At 65.8% G+C, this 15,856-nt stretch carries 14 protein-coding genes; 11 read left to right on the top strand and 3 right to left on the bottom strand.

All coding sequences use genetic code 11. The annotated features are described in order from the left end of the window. The first annotated feature begins 5 nt into the window (after positions 1 to 5). From ACXKZB_RS04405 to ACXKZB_RS04390, 4 genes are all read left to right on the top strand, one after another. Positions 6 to 932, top strand: a complete 927-nt coding sequence (locus ACXKZB_RS04405; protein WP_488824822.1) for an ABC transporter permease — start codon at positions 6 to 8, stop codon at positions 930 to 932. Positions 933 to 1,000: 68 nt separating this feature from the next. Next, positions 1,001 to 2,593, top strand: coding sequence for an ABC transporter substrate-binding protein (locus ACXKZB_RS04400; protein ID WP_488824821.1), 1,593 nt, complete (start codon positions 1,001 to 1,003; stop codon positions 2,591 to 2,593). Positions 2,594 to 2,666: 73 nt separating this feature from the next. After that, entirely contained in the window at positions 2,667 to 3,341 is a 675-nt protein-coding gene (locus ACXKZB_RS04395; protein ID WP_488824820.1) for a GntR family transcriptional regulator, read from the top strand. Between the two features lie 655 nt (positions 3,342 to 3,996). Next, on the top strand, positions 3,997 to 4,227 hold the full coding sequence (locus tag ACXKZB_RS04390) for a hypothetical protein (RefSeq protein ID WP_488824819.1): 231 nt from the start codon (positions 3,997 to 3,999) through the stop codon (positions 4,225 to 4,227). 1,081 nt (positions 4,228 to 5,308) lie between these two features. Here ACXKZB_RS04390 and ACXKZB_RS04385 read toward each other — a convergent pair. The 3 genes from ACXKZB_RS04385 to ACXKZB_RS04375 form a co-directional block, all read right to left on the bottom strand. Further along, the gene (locus ACXKZB_RS04385; protein WP_488824818.1) at positions 5,309 to 8,842 is read right to left on the bottom strand and encodes a hypothetical protein; all 3,534 of its coding nucleotides are present in this window, start codon (positions 8,840 to 8,842) and stop codon (positions 5,309 to 5,311) included. 234 nt (positions 8,843 to 9,076) lie between these two features. Then, complete coding sequence (locus tag ACXKZB_RS04380; protein ID WP_488824817.1) at positions 9,077 to 9,634, bottom strand: hypothetical protein; 558 nt, start codon at positions 9,632 to 9,634, stop codon at positions 9,077 to 9,079. A 35-nt stretch (positions 9,635 to 9,669) separates the two neighbouring features. Beyond that, a complete protein-coding gene (locus tag ACXKZB_RS04375) occupies positions 9,670 to 10,470 on the bottom strand; it encodes a hypothetical protein (RefSeq protein WP_182517024.1) in 801 nt (266 codons plus the stop codon). 408 nt (positions 10,471 to 10,878) lie between these two features. Here ACXKZB_RS04375 and ACXKZB_RS04370 point away from each other — a divergent pair, with 408 nt between their 5' ends. Genes ACXKZB_RS04370 through ACXKZB_RS04340 form a run of 7 tightly spaced genes read left to right on the top strand, consistent with a single transcriptional unit; the run spans position 10,879 to position 15,252 of the window. Next, complete coding sequence (locus tag ACXKZB_RS04370; RefSeq protein WP_079238242.1) at positions 10,879 to 11,472, top strand: hypothetical protein; 594 nt, start codon at positions 10,879 to 10,881, stop codon at positions 11,470 to 11,472. Beyond that, the gene (locus ACXKZB_RS04365) at positions 11,465 to 11,782 is read left to right on the top strand and encodes a hypothetical protein (protein ID WP_058741009.1); all 318 of its coding nucleotides are present in this window, start codon (positions 11,465 to 11,467) and stop codon (positions 11,780 to 11,782) included. The genes ACXKZB_RS04370 and ACXKZB_RS04365 overlap by 8 nt, the downstream gene beginning before the upstream one ends. Continuing rightward, a complete protein-coding gene (locus tag ACXKZB_RS04360) occupies positions 11,748 to 12,803 on the top strand; it encodes a hypothetical protein (protein ID WP_079238241.1) in 1,056 nt (351 codons plus the stop codon). The genes ACXKZB_RS04365 and ACXKZB_RS04360 overlap by 35 nt, the downstream gene beginning before the upstream one ends. Further along, positions 12,803 to 13,078: a hypothetical protein gene (locus tag ACXKZB_RS04355; protein WP_071295108.1), complete on the top strand. Its 276-nt coding sequence runs from the start codon at positions 12,803 to 12,805 to the stop codon at positions 13,076 to 13,078. Before ACXKZB_RS04360 ends, ACXKZB_RS04355 begins: the two co-directional genes overlap by 1 nt. 40 nt (positions 13,079 to 13,118) lie before the next feature. After that, positions 13,119 to 13,982, top strand: a complete 864-nt coding sequence (locus ACXKZB_RS04350; RefSeq protein WP_079238240.1) for an antitoxin VbhA family protein — start codon at positions 13,119 to 13,121, stop codon at positions 13,980 to 13,982. Then, the gene (locus ACXKZB_RS04345) at positions 13,979 to 14,224 is read left to right on the top strand and encodes a hypothetical protein (protein ID WP_141399070.1); all 246 of its coding nucleotides are present in this window, start codon (positions 13,979 to 13,981) and stop codon (positions 14,222 to 14,224) included. Before ACXKZB_RS04350 ends, ACXKZB_RS04345 begins: the two co-directional genes overlap by 4 nt. Continuing rightward, positions 14,224 to 15,252: a hypothetical protein gene (locus ACXKZB_RS04340; RefSeq protein WP_488824816.1), complete on the top strand. Its 1,029-nt coding sequence runs from the start codon at positions 14,224 to 14,226 to the stop codon at positions 15,250 to 15,252. The genes ACXKZB_RS04345 and ACXKZB_RS04340 overlap by 1 nt, the downstream gene beginning before the upstream one ends. The last annotated feature ends 604 nt before the right edge of the window (positions 15,253 to 15,856 follow it).

Below are 15,856 nucleotides of genomic sequence, written 5' to 3'. Positions count from 1 at the left end.
CCGACATGACCCGGTTCCTGCTCCGACGTCTCGGCTCCCTCGTGGCCGTCCTGCTCGTCCTCAGCGCCGTCGTGTTCCTGCTGCAGCAGGTCTCGCCCGGCGATCCCGCCCGTGCCGCACTCGGCGCGAACGCGTCACGACAGGCCGTCGCCGCCGAACGGCTCCGACTCGGGCTCGACGACCCGCTGCCCGTGCAGTTCCTCCGGTTCCTGGCGGGCGCGCTGCACGGGGACTTCGGGACGTCCTTCCGCACCCACCGCCCCGTCGCAGTGGACCTGGCCTCGGCCCTGCCCGCGACCGTCGAGCTCGTCCTCGCCGCCTTCGTCATCGCCCTCGTCCTGGCCGCGCTGTTCGCAGCTTCCGCCGCTCTGTCCTGGCCGTTCTCCGGCGTGTACCGCGGTGTGCTGCTGCTCGGTGCGACGGCCCCGCCGTTCCTGCTCGCGCTCGGCGGGATCATCCTGTTCTACGCGCAGCTCGGATGGCTCCCGGCGTCCGGTCGGGGCGACGGCGGCCCCGGCTCCGAGCTCGCGCACCTCGTGCTCCCGGCGACGGTGCTGGCGATCGCGCCGGCACTGGCGATCGGCCGCATCCTCCGCGCGGGCCTCGAGACCACCCTCGCCGCCGACCACGTCCGGACCGCCCGGTCGAAGGGACTCAGCGAGGCCGGCATCCTGGCCCACCACGTCGTCCGGAACGCGGTCGGCCCGGCGCTGTCCATGGCCGGACTGCAGCTGGGCTTCATGTTCGCCGGCGACATCGTCGTCGAGCAGGTCTTCAGCTGGCCGGGGATGGGCAACTACCTCGCGAACAGCATCCCGACCTCGGACTTCCCCGCCATCGCCGCCGTCACGCTCGTGCTCGGCGCCGTCTACGTCGTCGTGAACACCGTCGCCGACGTCCTCCAGACCGCCGCGGATCCGCGTCTCGCCTGAGACGCACGCGGTCCAGCCCCACCCCGCACCACCACACCCACCGGCATCACCCACCCGAAGGAGACCCCGTGAGGCTCAGCACACTCCGCAAGCGGACACGCGTCGCACTCGCCGCCGCCGCGGTCCTGCCCCTCCTCGCCCTCGCCGCGTGCTCCGGCAGCGGGAGCGCGACCAGCGCGAATCCCGCGCCGACGAACGGCACCCTCACCGTCGGCCTGCTCGGCGACATCGGCCAGCCGCCGGACCCCGACGTCTACTACGCCAACAACGGTCTCGCGGTCGTGCTCAACACCTACGAGGGCCTGGTCCAGTACGCGAACGACACCGACTCGGTGAAGATCGCGCCGCGCCTCGCGACGTCGTGGGACGTGAGCGACGACAACACGACCTACACGTTCCACCTCCGCAAGGGCGTCACCTTCCACGACGGCACCCCCTTCACCTCGGCGGCCGTGCAGGTCGCGTTCGACCGACGCATCGCCGTGAAGGGTGGTGCCGCGTACATGGTCGAGGGCGTGAAGAGCGTCCGGACGCCGGACGCCCAGACCGCCGTCGTCACGCTCGACGCGCCGAACTCCGCGTTCCTCGACTACCTCGCGTCGCCGTTCGGTCCGAAGATGGAGTCCCCCACGGCGCTGAAGACGCACGCGGGGTCGGACCAGGCGCAGACCTGGCTCCAGACGCACGACGCGGGGACCGGCGCCTACGAGATCAGCGCCGCGGACCCGGGCACCTCGTGGACGCTCAAGCGCTACGACGACTACTGGGGATCCAAGTCGCCGTTCACCACGGTGAAGCTGCCGATCTACTCCGACGTCTCCGCGCTGCAGCTCGCCTTCGACCGCGGTGACGTCTCCGCCGTCGTCGCCGCGCTGCCGTCGTCGAGCCTGTCGAAGTACGAGGACTCGAAGCAGTACGCGAGCTACATGCTCCCGACCTTGCAGTCCGCCCTCGTCACGCTGAACCCGTCCCGGGACTTCTTCAGCTCGAAGGAGGCGCGCCTCGCCTTCCTGCAGAGCATCGACCAGAAGTCGCTCGTGCAGCAGGTCCTCGGCAGCCGTTCCGAGCCGGCGACCACGCTCTACGCGAAGGGCATGATCCCCGGGGGCGAGGACGAGCAGGAGCTCACCTACAAGCCGTCGGTGCTCAAGGCGTACGCCGCAGCACTCCCGAAGGGCACGAGCATGACGATCGGGTACGCGAGCGGCAACACGAACGCCCAGCAGATGGCGAACATCCAGGCCGCGAAGCTACAGGCGATCGGGATCACGGCGACCGCGAAGTCCTACCCGACGTCGCAGGTCTTCGGCTGGATCAACGATCCGAGCAAGGGACCGGACGCCTTCTTCGACGGCAACAACGGCCCTGACGGCGGCTCACCGTACATGTGGGGACACGTGTTCTGGGACAAGTCGGGCGGCATCAACTACTTCGGGTGCGACGTCCCGGCCGTCGACGCGAAGCTGAACCAGGCGGTCGCCTCCGGTGACGACGACCTGTACGTGCAGGCTGCGAAGGAGTACGCCGCGACCGGGTGCTACTACAACCTGTCTTACAACAAGGACTGGGTTCTGGCGCAGAAGTGGCTCACGGGCGTCGCCGCCGCGCACAACATCGGCGCGAACGAGCTCGACTTCAGCAAGCTCGGCATCGAGAAGTGATGGACCGGGGTCCGACGGGCCGGGAGCAGATCCCGCCCGCCGGACCCCACCGCTTTCCGGGAGGATGGCCACGATGACCACGACGAGACGTGCCGACGCGACCGACCCGCCCTCGCTCCCACGCCAGATCCATGCCCAGCTGCGCGAGGCGATCATCCGCGGGCAGTACCCGCAAGGGCACAAGCTGGCCGAGGTCCGCATCGCCGAGGAACTCAACGTGTCGCGTGTCCCCCTCCGCGAGGCGGTCCCGATGCTGGAGATGGAAGGGTTCGTCGTCACCTCCCCACGGCGCGGAGCCGTCGTCACCACCTGGACGTCCCAACTCATCCACGACCTGTTCGACCTGCGCGAGGTCCTCGAGGTCGGTGCCGCCGGACTCGCCGCGAGAGCGGTCGCACGCGGCACCTCCTCAGCGCCGATCCAACAGGCCCTCGACCACTCACATGCAGTCGTCGACGCCGGCGACCCCTATTCGATCGCCGAAGCGAGCACGCTCTTCCACCAGACGATCGTCGAGACGACGCGCAACGCGCTCATCCAGGCGTCGATGCGCTCCGTCTCCGGCCGAGTGCAGTGGCTGTTCTACTTGACCAGCGAACTCGACGTCCACGACGCGTTCCACGACCACGCCGAGCTCGCGTCAGCCATCGCCAAGGGAGACGAGCGGATGGCAGAGGCACTCGCGTTCGCGCACATCGAACGCGACCGGGAGCCGTCGTTCTCCGTGCTGCACAAATCGCTTCGATGATCTCCGCGTGCCTGACCATGGTTCCGTAGCAGACTCACCTTCGCCAACGAGGGGGAGGACTGCCCAATTGGCGTAATCGTGACGATATCTGACCTTCCGGACGACCCGCTGTTCTAGCTGCCGACGGCGATGAACAATCTTGCCCTCAGCCCTCAGCCCTCAGCCCGCGGAGAGAGACGCAGGAACATGCTTCGGCGGACATCGTCAATGTCGCCGGTGGTTCGCTCCCACCCACCTACTCGAAGAGTAGAAGCCGCGCGTCACTCGAACTGAACAGCACAGACAACCTCGTCTTCGAGACGAGCAGATGCCCCCTGCCCGCTTCCGGGCCAGGGGGCATCTGTCGTTGCCGAGGAAGCCGAGATGCGTCGACTCGTCCCTGCTGCGGAGGCACGATCAGGGGACGCGGTGGCTTCGCTACTGCCAGAACCCGCGGAATGGGCCGTACTCGCGTATTTCATGACTGCTCGGACGCCAAAGACTGAAGACCCCAGGGCGAGGTGTTCGGCTTATTCGCGGAGGCTAGTGGTGGCGCGGGTCTTCGATGCCAGAACTCTCGGGCGTTCCACGGGTTTCGGGGATCTGTTCCACGGGGCCCGAGGCGGATGAGCCATTCGGAGCACCAGGTGCCGGTGGGGGTGCTCGGCGCGCCGGCATGCAGAAGAACCTCGACAAGATGACGGACGACGACACCGCATCCGTCAACTACGGTTGCGGCTTCTACGTCCGCGAGGACGTAGCCACGACCGCACGAACTCTGCTCCCGGCAAGCGCATCTTCGGTCGCGAAGCTGAACTCGGCGCGCTCACCCGGAACAGTCCCGGAGCGGACATCGACGCCCCCCTCTTCATCATCTGGTTCGGCCGCCACAAGCCCGGCGAAGTGACGGGCCAAGGCAAGCGCTTCCTCGACTCCTGCCAGGAACGCGGAATCCCGATCACGACTGTCATCGCCGACCGCGCTTACCTGCCCGGCGCAAAGACCGAAGACTCCCAGCTCCCGATCGCAGTGAACCGCGCGAACGCCGTCATGGACTACCCACACGAACGGCATCCAGGCCTACTCCGCGAGCAAGGACGGCAAGCACGACCTCGTCATGTGCGACGGCTCCTGGAACCCGTCCTTCATGCCCAAACCTTCAAGCTCACTGAGTCCACGCGGGCGAAAACCCGAATCGCCGCGTCAAAGATGACGAATCCCGTTGCTCGTGAGCTGAAGCTCGCCGCCGGACACGACCTCGTCACCAAGCGTCACGAGCAGCGCGCGACTACCCCAAAGACCGAGAGGACGTTGCGAGGTGTTCGGTCTATTCGCGGAGGCCAGTGGTGGCGCGGATGGCGGATCCCAGTACTGGCAGGCGTTCCACGGGCATCGGGGATCCATTCCACGGGCTGAATGGGCGCTCGGCGTTCAGAACGGTGCTGCCTTGGTCGAGGTCGCACGCTTGTGCCTGGAGCGGACTACCAGGCGTCGCACTTCGGACTGGTTCGCCCGGCGACGGGCACGCGGCACAATGGTTTGGTAGCGCCTCGCCACGTCATCGTCCGTGGCGTCCCGCTAGGCCCGCCTGAACGCAGCGTCGCGCGGCACGAGAGGCTCGCCCGCAAGCCAATCTGCTTCCTCTTCCTGCTCGTCGCGCCCGCCCAGAGCTTGTCTCCCGAACGAGGCCGCCTAAAAACGGGGATTTCCCGCGCAACTGGGTTACGGGGCTATGACTCCTCGTCGACGGCACTCCGGGACATGACGCACAGCCGCGCCCGAGTGTGCTCGTCCAGTGTGTGCAAGTGGACCGCCGCGGGCAGGCCCAGTGCCAACCGTGTTCATCCCACTGCGGCTGGAGGTGTCAGGTGACGGATTGCACGCGCCGGAGGTTTGGCGGATCGCTTGGCGCACGCCGACGCGGACGGGATTGGTGTCCGGGGCCCACCGGCGAGGTCCTGCGACTGTCGGTGGCGAGGACGCTTCGCTCAACGTTCGAGGATGATGCCTACGATGACGAGCCGATCTGCTTCGCTGACCGCTGCTACGAGCGAGCGCGCGTAGTGTCCGGCTGTGCCGTAGTCGAGTACGTCGACCAGCTTTCGGAAGTGCGCTCGGAACGCCTCTTCGAGCACGTTGCGCCAGTCGCTTTCGACAGCACTTCGCGCTCCCGCGAGTACAAACGGGAGTGAGGAGGGGGACATCCATTCAGAGCCGAGTATTGCTGTCAAGAATAGCGCGACATTCCGGCGGGCGTGCCCCCCGGACTCGGAGATCCGAGCGAGGTAGGCGGACATGAGGTGGGTCCACTGCTGCACAGCTTCTGCATCCTCGCACCGATGTTCAAGCGCATCTAGGGCAAGTGCGATTTTCTCCGCGACTGCATTACCGTCACTGTGGTGGATAGCAAACGCGGCACCCTTCGCCTCAAATTCATCGAGCTGCAGAGCCAGCTTGTAGGGCGCGTCCGCGAACGCGATACCGATCATCCAACCATGAATAAGGGCCGCTTCTGTGGTGTCCGCCTCTGCGGGACTAAGCGAACGACTTCGCCGGAGGTGCGCCAACACGGCAGGAGTACCGAAGGCGGGTACCCCCGCGGCGGTCGCAACGCGGCGAGCACTCACGTCGTCGCACCAAAGCGGCAGGTGCGCGTTAGCTGCCAGCGCGATAGACGCGGTCCATGGCCCGGCTAGTTCGCGTGCTTCCTCAGGCAGCACTTGCGCGCTGCCACCCGAAGACTGGCGGCCAGTGAGCCGCAGTCGGTCAAGCATCGATGAGGCGATTTGTCTCCGGTCTAGAAGAACCGAGGCGTCTGCGAGCTCGAATCGCGGACCCTGGGCGTGACTGCTCGGGAAGAACGTGCCACCGCTATCGCCGTTCAGATCCTGTACCGCACTGTTGAGGTCGACGAGTTGTTGCGTCGCCGATTTCAGGACGAAACTCCCCGCGATTTCTTCGGCGGCGGTCGGGGGTATCGTCGCCAGAGTCAACAGCGCGGAGGTGTCGATTACAACAGCGCGGTGAATGTGGGCTTCGACGGTCGCCCGCTCATCGACGTCATGCAGTTCAACGGCAAAGCGAGGGCTTTGCCTAAGGCGAATAAGGGTTGCAGCGTAGGACCGTCGTGCTACTTGGCTCGCAATGCCGATCGGCAGACTTCCGTTCGCAAGACCGGCATCAATGGCACTGGTGTCACGGGGGCCGCCCGCCAACTCGTCAAGCCGATCTAGAAGCGCGGCTGGATCATCAGTATCTACGTGGAGAGAAGTGGCGCCGGGTGCGTCCGGGAACTCCTCCTGAAAATGCTTGAGGAGCGAGGAAACGTCAACCGAATCGTGATCATCCTCGATTGGAGCAAGAACCAGCGCGCCGATCGCCAGCGTCCGTACCTGCTCGTCTGCCTCGAAGCGAAGTGCGACGGTCTGGAGTTCGCGCAAGCTGCTCATCTTGGAACCATAGAGCCGAAAGAGATACAGCCAGGCCGTCGCTTCCGCGGTATTGGACGGCACCAATGCCTTTTCCGCGTCCTGCCACGCCGCGAACGCGAGATCATCCTCACCCGCGTAAAGATGGAGTCGGATGAGTGCCCATCGGGCGCGTGACGAGCCGGGACGAGCGCGTACTGCCTCTCTGGCGAATTGAATGGCGTTGGCCCAATCCTCCTGGCCGCTCGCGCTTTCGATCTGAACGGTTATTGCCTCGTAAATACCGCCCCACGACCCGCCTCCAGCGAGTCGAGCGTTAGCGGCTGAAACAGCAGCTTCTGAGTGGCGACCGAGGCGAAGGTAGCCGCGTGCAGCGACAAGCATATCGTCCGCGCTTCCCCATTGCCGCGCGGACCGCTCGGCTACGGCGATGAATTCGTCTATCCGATCCCTCGACGCGTAGTACTGCTGAAGCGCATGAGCGACCCGCGGGTTGAGGTGTGACTCCCGTTCCGCATTGAAGAGACCGCGCGGATCATCGCTGTAGAGAGCCGCGACGAGTTCGATCTCATCCGCGACTTCGGGGTTGTTAGTTCGAAGCTGTTGAACGAAGGAGTTCACCCGCCCATGTAAGGCTTCTCTGAAACAAAGGTTTGCCTTCTCGTCCCAGTCTTCTGTGACATCGATGGCTTCTGCCCACAGCTCGGCCGCTCGCTGATCATCGAGGGCAAGTTCTGCTGTGCGCGCCTCCACCTGTAGCCGCGTTGCCCGGTCGGTCGATTCATTGCACATCTCCAGAGCTGTGGCAACATCTCCACGCTCTGCAACGAGCACGATGCTCATGTTGCGAACTACCGGCGCCTCCGCCTCGTCACGGCTCGCCTCACCTGCAGGCTCCACTTGGGACAGCGCCCAGGCTCGATCGTCGTTCGCAAGGAGAATGTTTGCGCGCATTGCATGAGCGACGGCGTCGCTGCTTGAAGCGCGCCACCTGCGTCGTGCATCTCGCAGTTCGATCGCCATCTGGGCCGCGGCGTTCAGGTCAGCTCCACGTTGGAGGGCGCCTTCGCTGGTGCCACGTCGGAGCAGGCACTCGACCGCAACAAGCGCCGCTCCGTAGTGGGAGTGCTCCCGGTATTCTTCCCGGCCCGCCTCGATAGCAGAATCGAAGTCGGATTCGTCTCGGTAAGAGCGCACTCGCAGCGCTGCCTTAAACGCTCGCTGCATTGCAGTGTCGGCCGACCACGTCGCAAGTCGCTCACGACGGGCCAACGGGGTGCTTCGAAGCAGCATTCCCTGAATCACTGGTTCGTCGATAACGTCCGACAAGTATGTCTCTTGTTCCTCCGGAGGTAGCTCGACGACTGAGATTCGGCGCGCCTTCCAGTAGGCAGTTGGGCTGGCACCAAGGCTGAGAGCGGAATCCAGAAAAACACGTGCAGCGCGACGGGTACCCGATTCGAGTGCGAGTTCCCCAAGCCAACCCTCGATAGCAGGAGACGGAGAGTACCATTCCGGTCTCTCAGCCGCCCACGCTTCAAGAACTACGCGACGGTCATGCACTTCTGCAAGTTCGTTCACCATGCGAACCACAACGCCGCCGTGCAACTCCCGCAAACGTCGTATATCCTGCTCGAGCGGCGGCATGAAGAGCCGTGCGAGGTACAGAAAAGCCTCTGGTCCACTTGCTGCACTGCGCAGACCATCGCTCAACCGGTCCATGCCCTCGGCGATTTGGACGCTTAGGCCAGCGACGGCTTCCCCGGGAGACGCGATACTCAAGTACCCGGCCTCGATGAGTCGTAGAAGATCGATAGCCTGTTCGGTTCCTGCAAGCCGCCTCGTTTGTACGCGTTCAACAAGGCGTCCTGCTTCAGCGCGAGAATTCGAGTCCTTCGCCTTCAACAGGCGACGAATCTTCCCGTCGGCTAGCGCTCTTCGAAGCTGCAGCACTTTCAGTTGCGTGCCCTGCGCCTTCGCGTGCGAGACGACGAATAGCGCACATCGGAAGTGTGGCGCAACCTTCGGCAGCAGGAGCTTGAATACGCTCGAAATGACTGACCCTGCCGGCTTTGCGGCCGCTGTCGGATCCATGGGTCCCCCTGATGCTCGATCGCAGCCATCATACCTGTGGCATGTGACGTTCTGCGAGGGCGATCCAGGGGATCGCGATTCGGCCGACTCTACAAAGCTAGAGCGCCGATAACGCTCATTCGGTCAACCGGACAGTGGCCGCATGCACAGGGTCCAGCGCGCCCACACCGGCAATCGGGTTCATCGAGCGTGGGACGGTTCGAGGCGCAGCCTTTCCCGGTCCGTCGTTGGCGGTTACTCGTGGACGCGGGTGCTGAGGACGACGCGCTCGTCTTGGTCGAGATCCCAGAGCATGGTCGCGGTATGACCTGCGGCTTGCTCGTAGGCGAGGAGGAGGACCGCGTCGGCGGCGGTGCGGCACCAGCGCATAGACGACTGGGCGAAGATCGGGTCGTTTGGGTCAGGTAGGGCGGGGTCGCTCTCGAAGCGGTCTCGCTGCTCCCGGAGGATCCGGGGGCTCGTGGTGCCGGTGAGCCACAGCATGTCAGCGAGATGCTGCGTCAGGGTGATGGGCAGCGACCTGCCGGCCGCGGGTGGATCCTTCAACTGAGTGCGCTCGACGCGGGACGTCGCAAGCTGGCGATCTCTGGTCGATCTCACCGCCATTGGAACCGAGGTCGGTGCAGCAGCTGGAGGATCACCACAAGAGCAGACGTCTCCTCCTTTCAATCTTGCACTCTCAGCTGGAGGAACCAGGACCGGGCCGTAACGCTTCGCCGGCATGACGAAGCGCCGCTCACCAATGGTGAGCGGCGCTTCGACGGCCCGGCGCGGCTGGCCGACAGCGGCCACACCGTTACCGCAGGCGGTCGTCGCTGGCGACAGGCTCAGTCGAGGAGGTCAGGGTCGAGGAGGCTCGGCTCAGACTCGGACGCGTCGCGCTTCATGATGATCAGCTCGATGACCCAGGGCGCGTGTCGGAACGCCGTCGCCGGTCGCTGGTCGTACCAGCCGGGCTTGTAGTTCGACTCGCGGGAGCCGGTCGGGTTGTCCGCAGCGTGCGACGGGGTCGCGTCGAGCTGGACGCGCTGGCTGACACCCGGCAGGTAGCTCCACTGACGCGGCGTAGACGCGTCCGTGGCCCAGTGGTCAACGCTCTGCTGGTCGGCGTTCTGCTGCTCGATGAGGTTCCGCGTGGAGCGCCGCTGGGCACCCTCGAGGTGGTCGTACTTGCGGGTGGGCGGGAGCATCGCGGCGGGGACACGGTGCGCGTACCCGAAGCAGTTCGGGTCGTTCGGCGCGGGCGTCGGGGCCGGCTGCAGCGCATCTCCGTCCAGGTTGGTCTCCCCCACGGTGCGGGGCGTGGCGACGGGCCATCCGTCGCAGTGCCAGCGCACCAGGACGTTGCTGACCTGGATGTCGGCCTCCAGCACGCGGCTGCGGTGCAGCTCCGTCTTGTCCGACTGCGACGCATCGGTCGGGGTGAACGTGGCGTCCACCGCGTAGGTGTCGACGAACTGGCGGCGCCAGGCACGGATCATCGGGCAGGTGAACTCCTGCCGGCCTCGGCGGCCGGCTCGGCGGAGGGCGATGCGCAGCTGCTGCAGCTCCTCGACGCTGTGGATGTGGTGCGTCGCCTGCGTGCAGGTCGTGATGGGGGTGTTGCTGATGGTGAGGTTGCGGTCCATGGTGGTGTCCTTCAGGTCGGAGCGAGGCGGTTGCTCGCTTGCGCCACCCCTATGCGAGCTCGTGCTTGCGAGCGGGGCGCCGACACTGTTCGCGGACCTGATTTGGGACTCTAAGAGCCGTTTTGCCCCTCGTTCGTGGGCCAGAATGTTGCCTGTTCGGCGTTTTCTGACCCCCGGAGTGGGGAGTCCGGGCTGGGAGTTCGGACTGGGACTCAGGAGTCGCTGAAGCGCGTGGCGGCGACGGGTTTTCCTGCTGGTGGACTCGGCGCCGTTCGAACGGCCCCATGAGTGGCGCGGGCCTCGTAGCGTGCGCAACATGCGTCGCATCGCGAGTCACACCAGGAGTGCCATCACCAGTCCGACCGGGCGTCCCGAGAGGACTGCCGAGACCGGTGACGGGTCTGCTTCGTGAATGGCAGCCCCGACGAGACGGCGCTGACCGCGAAGCAGCGTCAGCAGCTCGCCGCGATTCGTGGCATGGCGCGCATCCCGTTATCGGACCTGCGCGACCAGAGTCCCCCGAACCTCCAGGCCCTCTACGCCGAACTGCAGGACGGCCAGGCGCTGATCCCGGGCCTGAAGATGGGGCTCGGTGCTCTCACCGTCCAGCGTTGGGATCCCGCTTACGCGGCCAAGGGTTGGACGCTGTACGGTGCGGACCTCACGCTCGACATGGGGCACCCGTTCGGGTCGATGTTCTACCGCAACGACACCGACGGCCGTGTGCTGCGCATCGGTGTGAAGTGGCACCCGCCGGTGCAGCAACTCGAGTTCCCTGCCCTGCACCCATCGAAGCCGGAGCTCACGTCTGACTGCACGGCTGAGGAGGTCGCCGCGGTCGTGTTGGACGCGCGGAGTCGGATCGGGACTCTTGTCGCGATCAACGCGCAAATCGGGTCGTTCGTAGCCACCGAAGAGTCAGAGAACGCCATCCTCGACGCATCAGGGCTCGGGCTCGAGCGGCTCTCCGAAGACGACCCACGGTTGGCTGGCGATGCCTGAGCGTGGGGCGGCGCTGCGATTCGAGCCGGTGCCGTTGCGGCTGCTGTCGTTGTCGGCGCAGTTCGACGCCGGGATCTGGCCGACGTTGGCCGGAATGACGTTCACGAACTCCACCGGGCCGAAGATCCTGCAGCGGACCGTCAACGTCCGCACCAGCGAAGACGGGTGGGTGTTCACGCTCCTGAACGGAACACCATTGTCGGATCCTGCGGACCCGCTGCGTGAGGCAGCGACTCAAGTGATGGACGCACTGTCGAAGCTTCGTGCGGTGGGGCGTGGTCCTGAAGCGGCTGGTGCGGCTGATGTCTGACCGGCAGTGGGTGCGGACCATCCGGCATGAGCAGTCGATGCTGTCGCTGCCGTTCGGGCTTGGCTACACGATCGACATCACCGAGACCCTCACCGCCCTCGCTGCTGCCGGGCTGACCGCACGCGTGGAGACGTTCGACCGGCTCCGATTCGACGACGGCCGCACGGCGCTTCTCGCCACCCCGGACCCGACCACCACCGTCACCGACGGCGACGGCGGCGAGGGCCGGGTGGATGATGTGATCCTCCTGCCCGGCGGGTCCGAGGGCGGGGTGCTGTCACTGGTGCGCCGATACCCCGACCTGGTGGTCGTGAACGGGAAACGCGGGCGGGTGTGGGCTGACGGGCGGCAGCTGTCCGGCACGTCGATGCAACGGGAAGCGACCCCAGGGTGGCGGACCGTGTTCGCGATCGCCCGCGCCATCGCCATCCACGGCGGGGGTTCTCAGTCAATCGCGGACCGCATCGGCATTCCACTTGATGTTGTGCGTGCCGCGATGCCTGCTCTCGGGACACACGTGTTCTTCACGCCGATCGGGTGGGAAGCAGCCGATCGCGCCGCCCTGTGCGATTGGGCGCTGGCGGCCTACCCCGGTGTCGGTGGAATCCGGACCTGCTGGCGCCGCGACACCACCATCGACGAGCAGGCGGACCAGCTGATTGCGTTGGGTGGGGTGATGTCGGACCGGTGGGCGGCGCAGCAGTCCGGCGTACTCGTCCCGCCAGACCGATTGACCGCGTTCTTCGCCGAGCATCCCGACATGCAGGCGCTCGGCTACGAGCCCGCCACTATGAATGAGGCGACAGTGTCGGTCGTCATCCCGCAGGACACCACCGTCCTGACCGGCGCTGAGGGGTGCTGCGCGGACGACTTCATCACCGCGCACGTTCTCTACGAAGACAGCTGGGTGGCCGCGAACACGGATGCGGTGAACGGGCTGCGGCAGCTGCTGCACTTCAAGTCGGACCTTGCCCATGACCTTCGCTGGCACCCCGGCAGCGGTGAGGGCAGGGAGGGCTGATGCTGCAACTGCTGTCACTGACGTTGGCGTACGACGACACCCGATTCTTCGGCTCCGTCATGTTCACCGACCCCACCCACCCGGACGACAATCCCGCCGCGGTCCTGGTGGACCACACGGATGAACCGCCCTGGTTCCGGCTCACCAACGTGGACCCGGACGGGCAGGATCGTTCGGTCCCGGCGATGGTCGAGGCGGAACGCATCATGCGGTTCCTCCTCCGCTACACGCCCGAACGCATCGGCCGCACTCCCGCCGACTTCCCCCAGCCCTGATCCGCTCTGCTCACGCCCGTCCCTTTGGAGGTAGTTGCTGATGATGCATCTGGTGTCCCTGCATCTCTCGAACGACCGGATCCTCTCGGGGCATGTCCTCCTCGAGGACACCGAGAACCCGGACGCACACCTGGCGCAGATCCTTGTCCGCGCCGTGGATGTCGAGCCGGGGTATGAGCTCTACGACAGGACCAACACGGTCCTGTCGGACCTGACGGTGCCGGCGGTGCGGGAAGCGAACCGTATCGTGCAGACCCTCCTCATCCCCGCCTCCGAGATCGCGAAGCGGGAGAAAGCCGTTCGGGCGGTGATCCACTCCGGCTACTTGGAAGGGTCCCCCGACGACATGCCCTGGCAGTCGCAGCTGTGGATGTACGCCCGCGGTGAAGTCACCCGCGAGCAGCTCAGCGCCTACGCCGACGAAGGCAGACAGATCCCCCGTGCCCCCGACCACGGTGCTGTTGGTCCGGCGGACGTTCCCGAGGACTGGTGGCAGACCACACAGGCCCGAATCCGCCGGAACCTCCTGAACACGACCCTCACCGAACCCGAAGTCGCTGCGGCCCTGCAGGTCAGCATTGACGAGGTCGGGGAGCTGTTCGAGTCGTGCCGGCTGACGAGCTTCGACCTCGATGGCGAAGAACGCATCCCGGACTGGCAACTCGTGAAGCCCGCCCTCCCCGAGTTCGGCGACCCGTCCTCGCTGCTGCCAGGCCTTGACGTCCTCTACGCGGCAGCCCCGCAGCCGCTCCTCGACGCGGCAGCAATGACGGAGTTCATCACCACACCCTTGGACTTCCTCGCCGTCGACGACCGGATCCTGACCCCGCTCGACTGGATGCGGGAAGGCCGACCGCTGACGACGATCATCGCCCTGTTCCGCGGACGACGGTGGCGACCTTGACCAACCGGCCGGACCTGTTCCTCCTCAACGTCTCCTACGACGTCACCGGGGTGCACGGGCACGTGTTCTTCCGCGACCCGCCTAGCAGCGAGCTGCGGCAGGTCATCATCCGCAGCACCGACACCGGCAACATCTGCGAACCAGTACACGGGGACACCCGCGACGGGTGGGAACCGTTCCTCGAAGAAACCCGCTGGCTGATCGCCATCACCCGGCCCGACACCCCGGGAGAACAAAGCTGATGGGACTGAGGCTCGAATGGGTCGCCGCCGCATACGCCGGCCGGCCGCGGATCACGATGCCGTATGGGCTCGGTGACACCACCGACCTCACCGACACCCTCACCGTCCTGAAACTCGCTGGGCTTCGCGCGGTCGTGGAGACGCACGACACAATCCGCCTCCCCGACGGCCGCCGAGCACGCTTCCCGACCCTCACCCAACGCCCCCGCAACGACGACCCGACTGATGCGGAACTGCTCCTGCTGGCCCCGCGGACCGTGACTGCGACGCAGATCGCGCTCGCGGAGCAGACGGCGACGGTGCTGCTGGTCGACGTCGACCGGCGCCGCGTCTGGATCGACGGCAGACAAGCCCTCGGGACGAAGGAACGATGGAAGGACGCCGCCCCCATCTACGTCACCTTCGCCGTCGCACGGCTGCTCGCCGTCAACGGCTCCACCTTCGACAAGCTCGTGCAGGCCGGACTCACTGCCGGACAGGTAGATGACGCGCTCGCACGCCTCGGGAAGCGCGTGCACCGCACGGACATCGGGTGGGAGTCACGGCAGGTCGGTGGCCTCGTGGACTTCGCTATCGCCTGCTATCCAGGACCGGGCGGCGTCAGGACACGATGGACGTCCGACCTGCCGCTGGCCGAGCAGGCGGAACGGCTCATAGGTGCGGGCTGTCGCATCTCCGGGCGCGCCATCTCCGCCCGGCCCGGCTACCCCGCCATCAGTAGACGGGAGATGCCGTACCGGCTCGTCGCGTTCACCGAGGAAGAAGTTGACATGGCCGCGCTCGGGTTCGAACCCGACACGATCGGCTTCGCCGGCACCGAACTCATCCGGCCAGCGGACCCCGCGATCTTCCTCACCGCGGCCGCCGCCGGCTACACGGACCGCACCGACGACATCATCACCGCGAACACGATTCTCCGCGCCGACTACCGCAACGCCGACGACACAGCGTCCCTCGAGGAGGTGCGGAACCGGCTGCAGTTCCTCGCCGACATCGACTACGACCTCCGCCACAACCTGCCCAACTGACGAGGACGCAGGGGAGTGCTCCTCGGTCAGCAACCGAGCACCGTCTCACTTCTGCGCGCCCGCAGACAAGTCCGACACGCGACTTTGAGTGGATCCGACACGCCGAGACGAAGATTCCACACTTGTGGATCGAGCGCGTCCACGGGTGTGGGGAAGAGTCGGTGGTCGGCCGTGGATGCTTGATGTTCCGGATTACCCGAACTGTTCAGACTGTGGAAGACGTTGTGGAGAACTACACGGCTGTAACACTTCCATCAGACACAAGTGCGGCAGGGCAGTGGTCCGTCGTAGGATCGAGTTGAGGCCGAACACAGTTTCGAGCCTCGTAACGCAAGAACCTCCAGTCGATTCCGACTGGAGGCGCCAGCGGGACTGCATTCCGGATCTAGCTTGCCGGCACGGATCGGAAATCAGCCCTTACCACGAAAGTCAGGAACATGTCAACTCCCGCCCCTCATGGCTATCAGTTTAGGCCCCAACTGCCCACTTTGGCCAACATCCGTGCGCGCCTTGGGCGTGTCGAGTTGCGGATCTTGAAGCCCTCGCGATCCGTGATCTCTGTGTCGCCTGACCTGCGAGCGATCATCGACTTGATGAAGTTCGC

This window comes from Curtobacterium sp. ABR8 (assembly GCF_057812125.1).
Note: the sequence above shows the minus strand (reverse complement) of the source record. Positions and strands in the feature narration are given on the sequence as shown.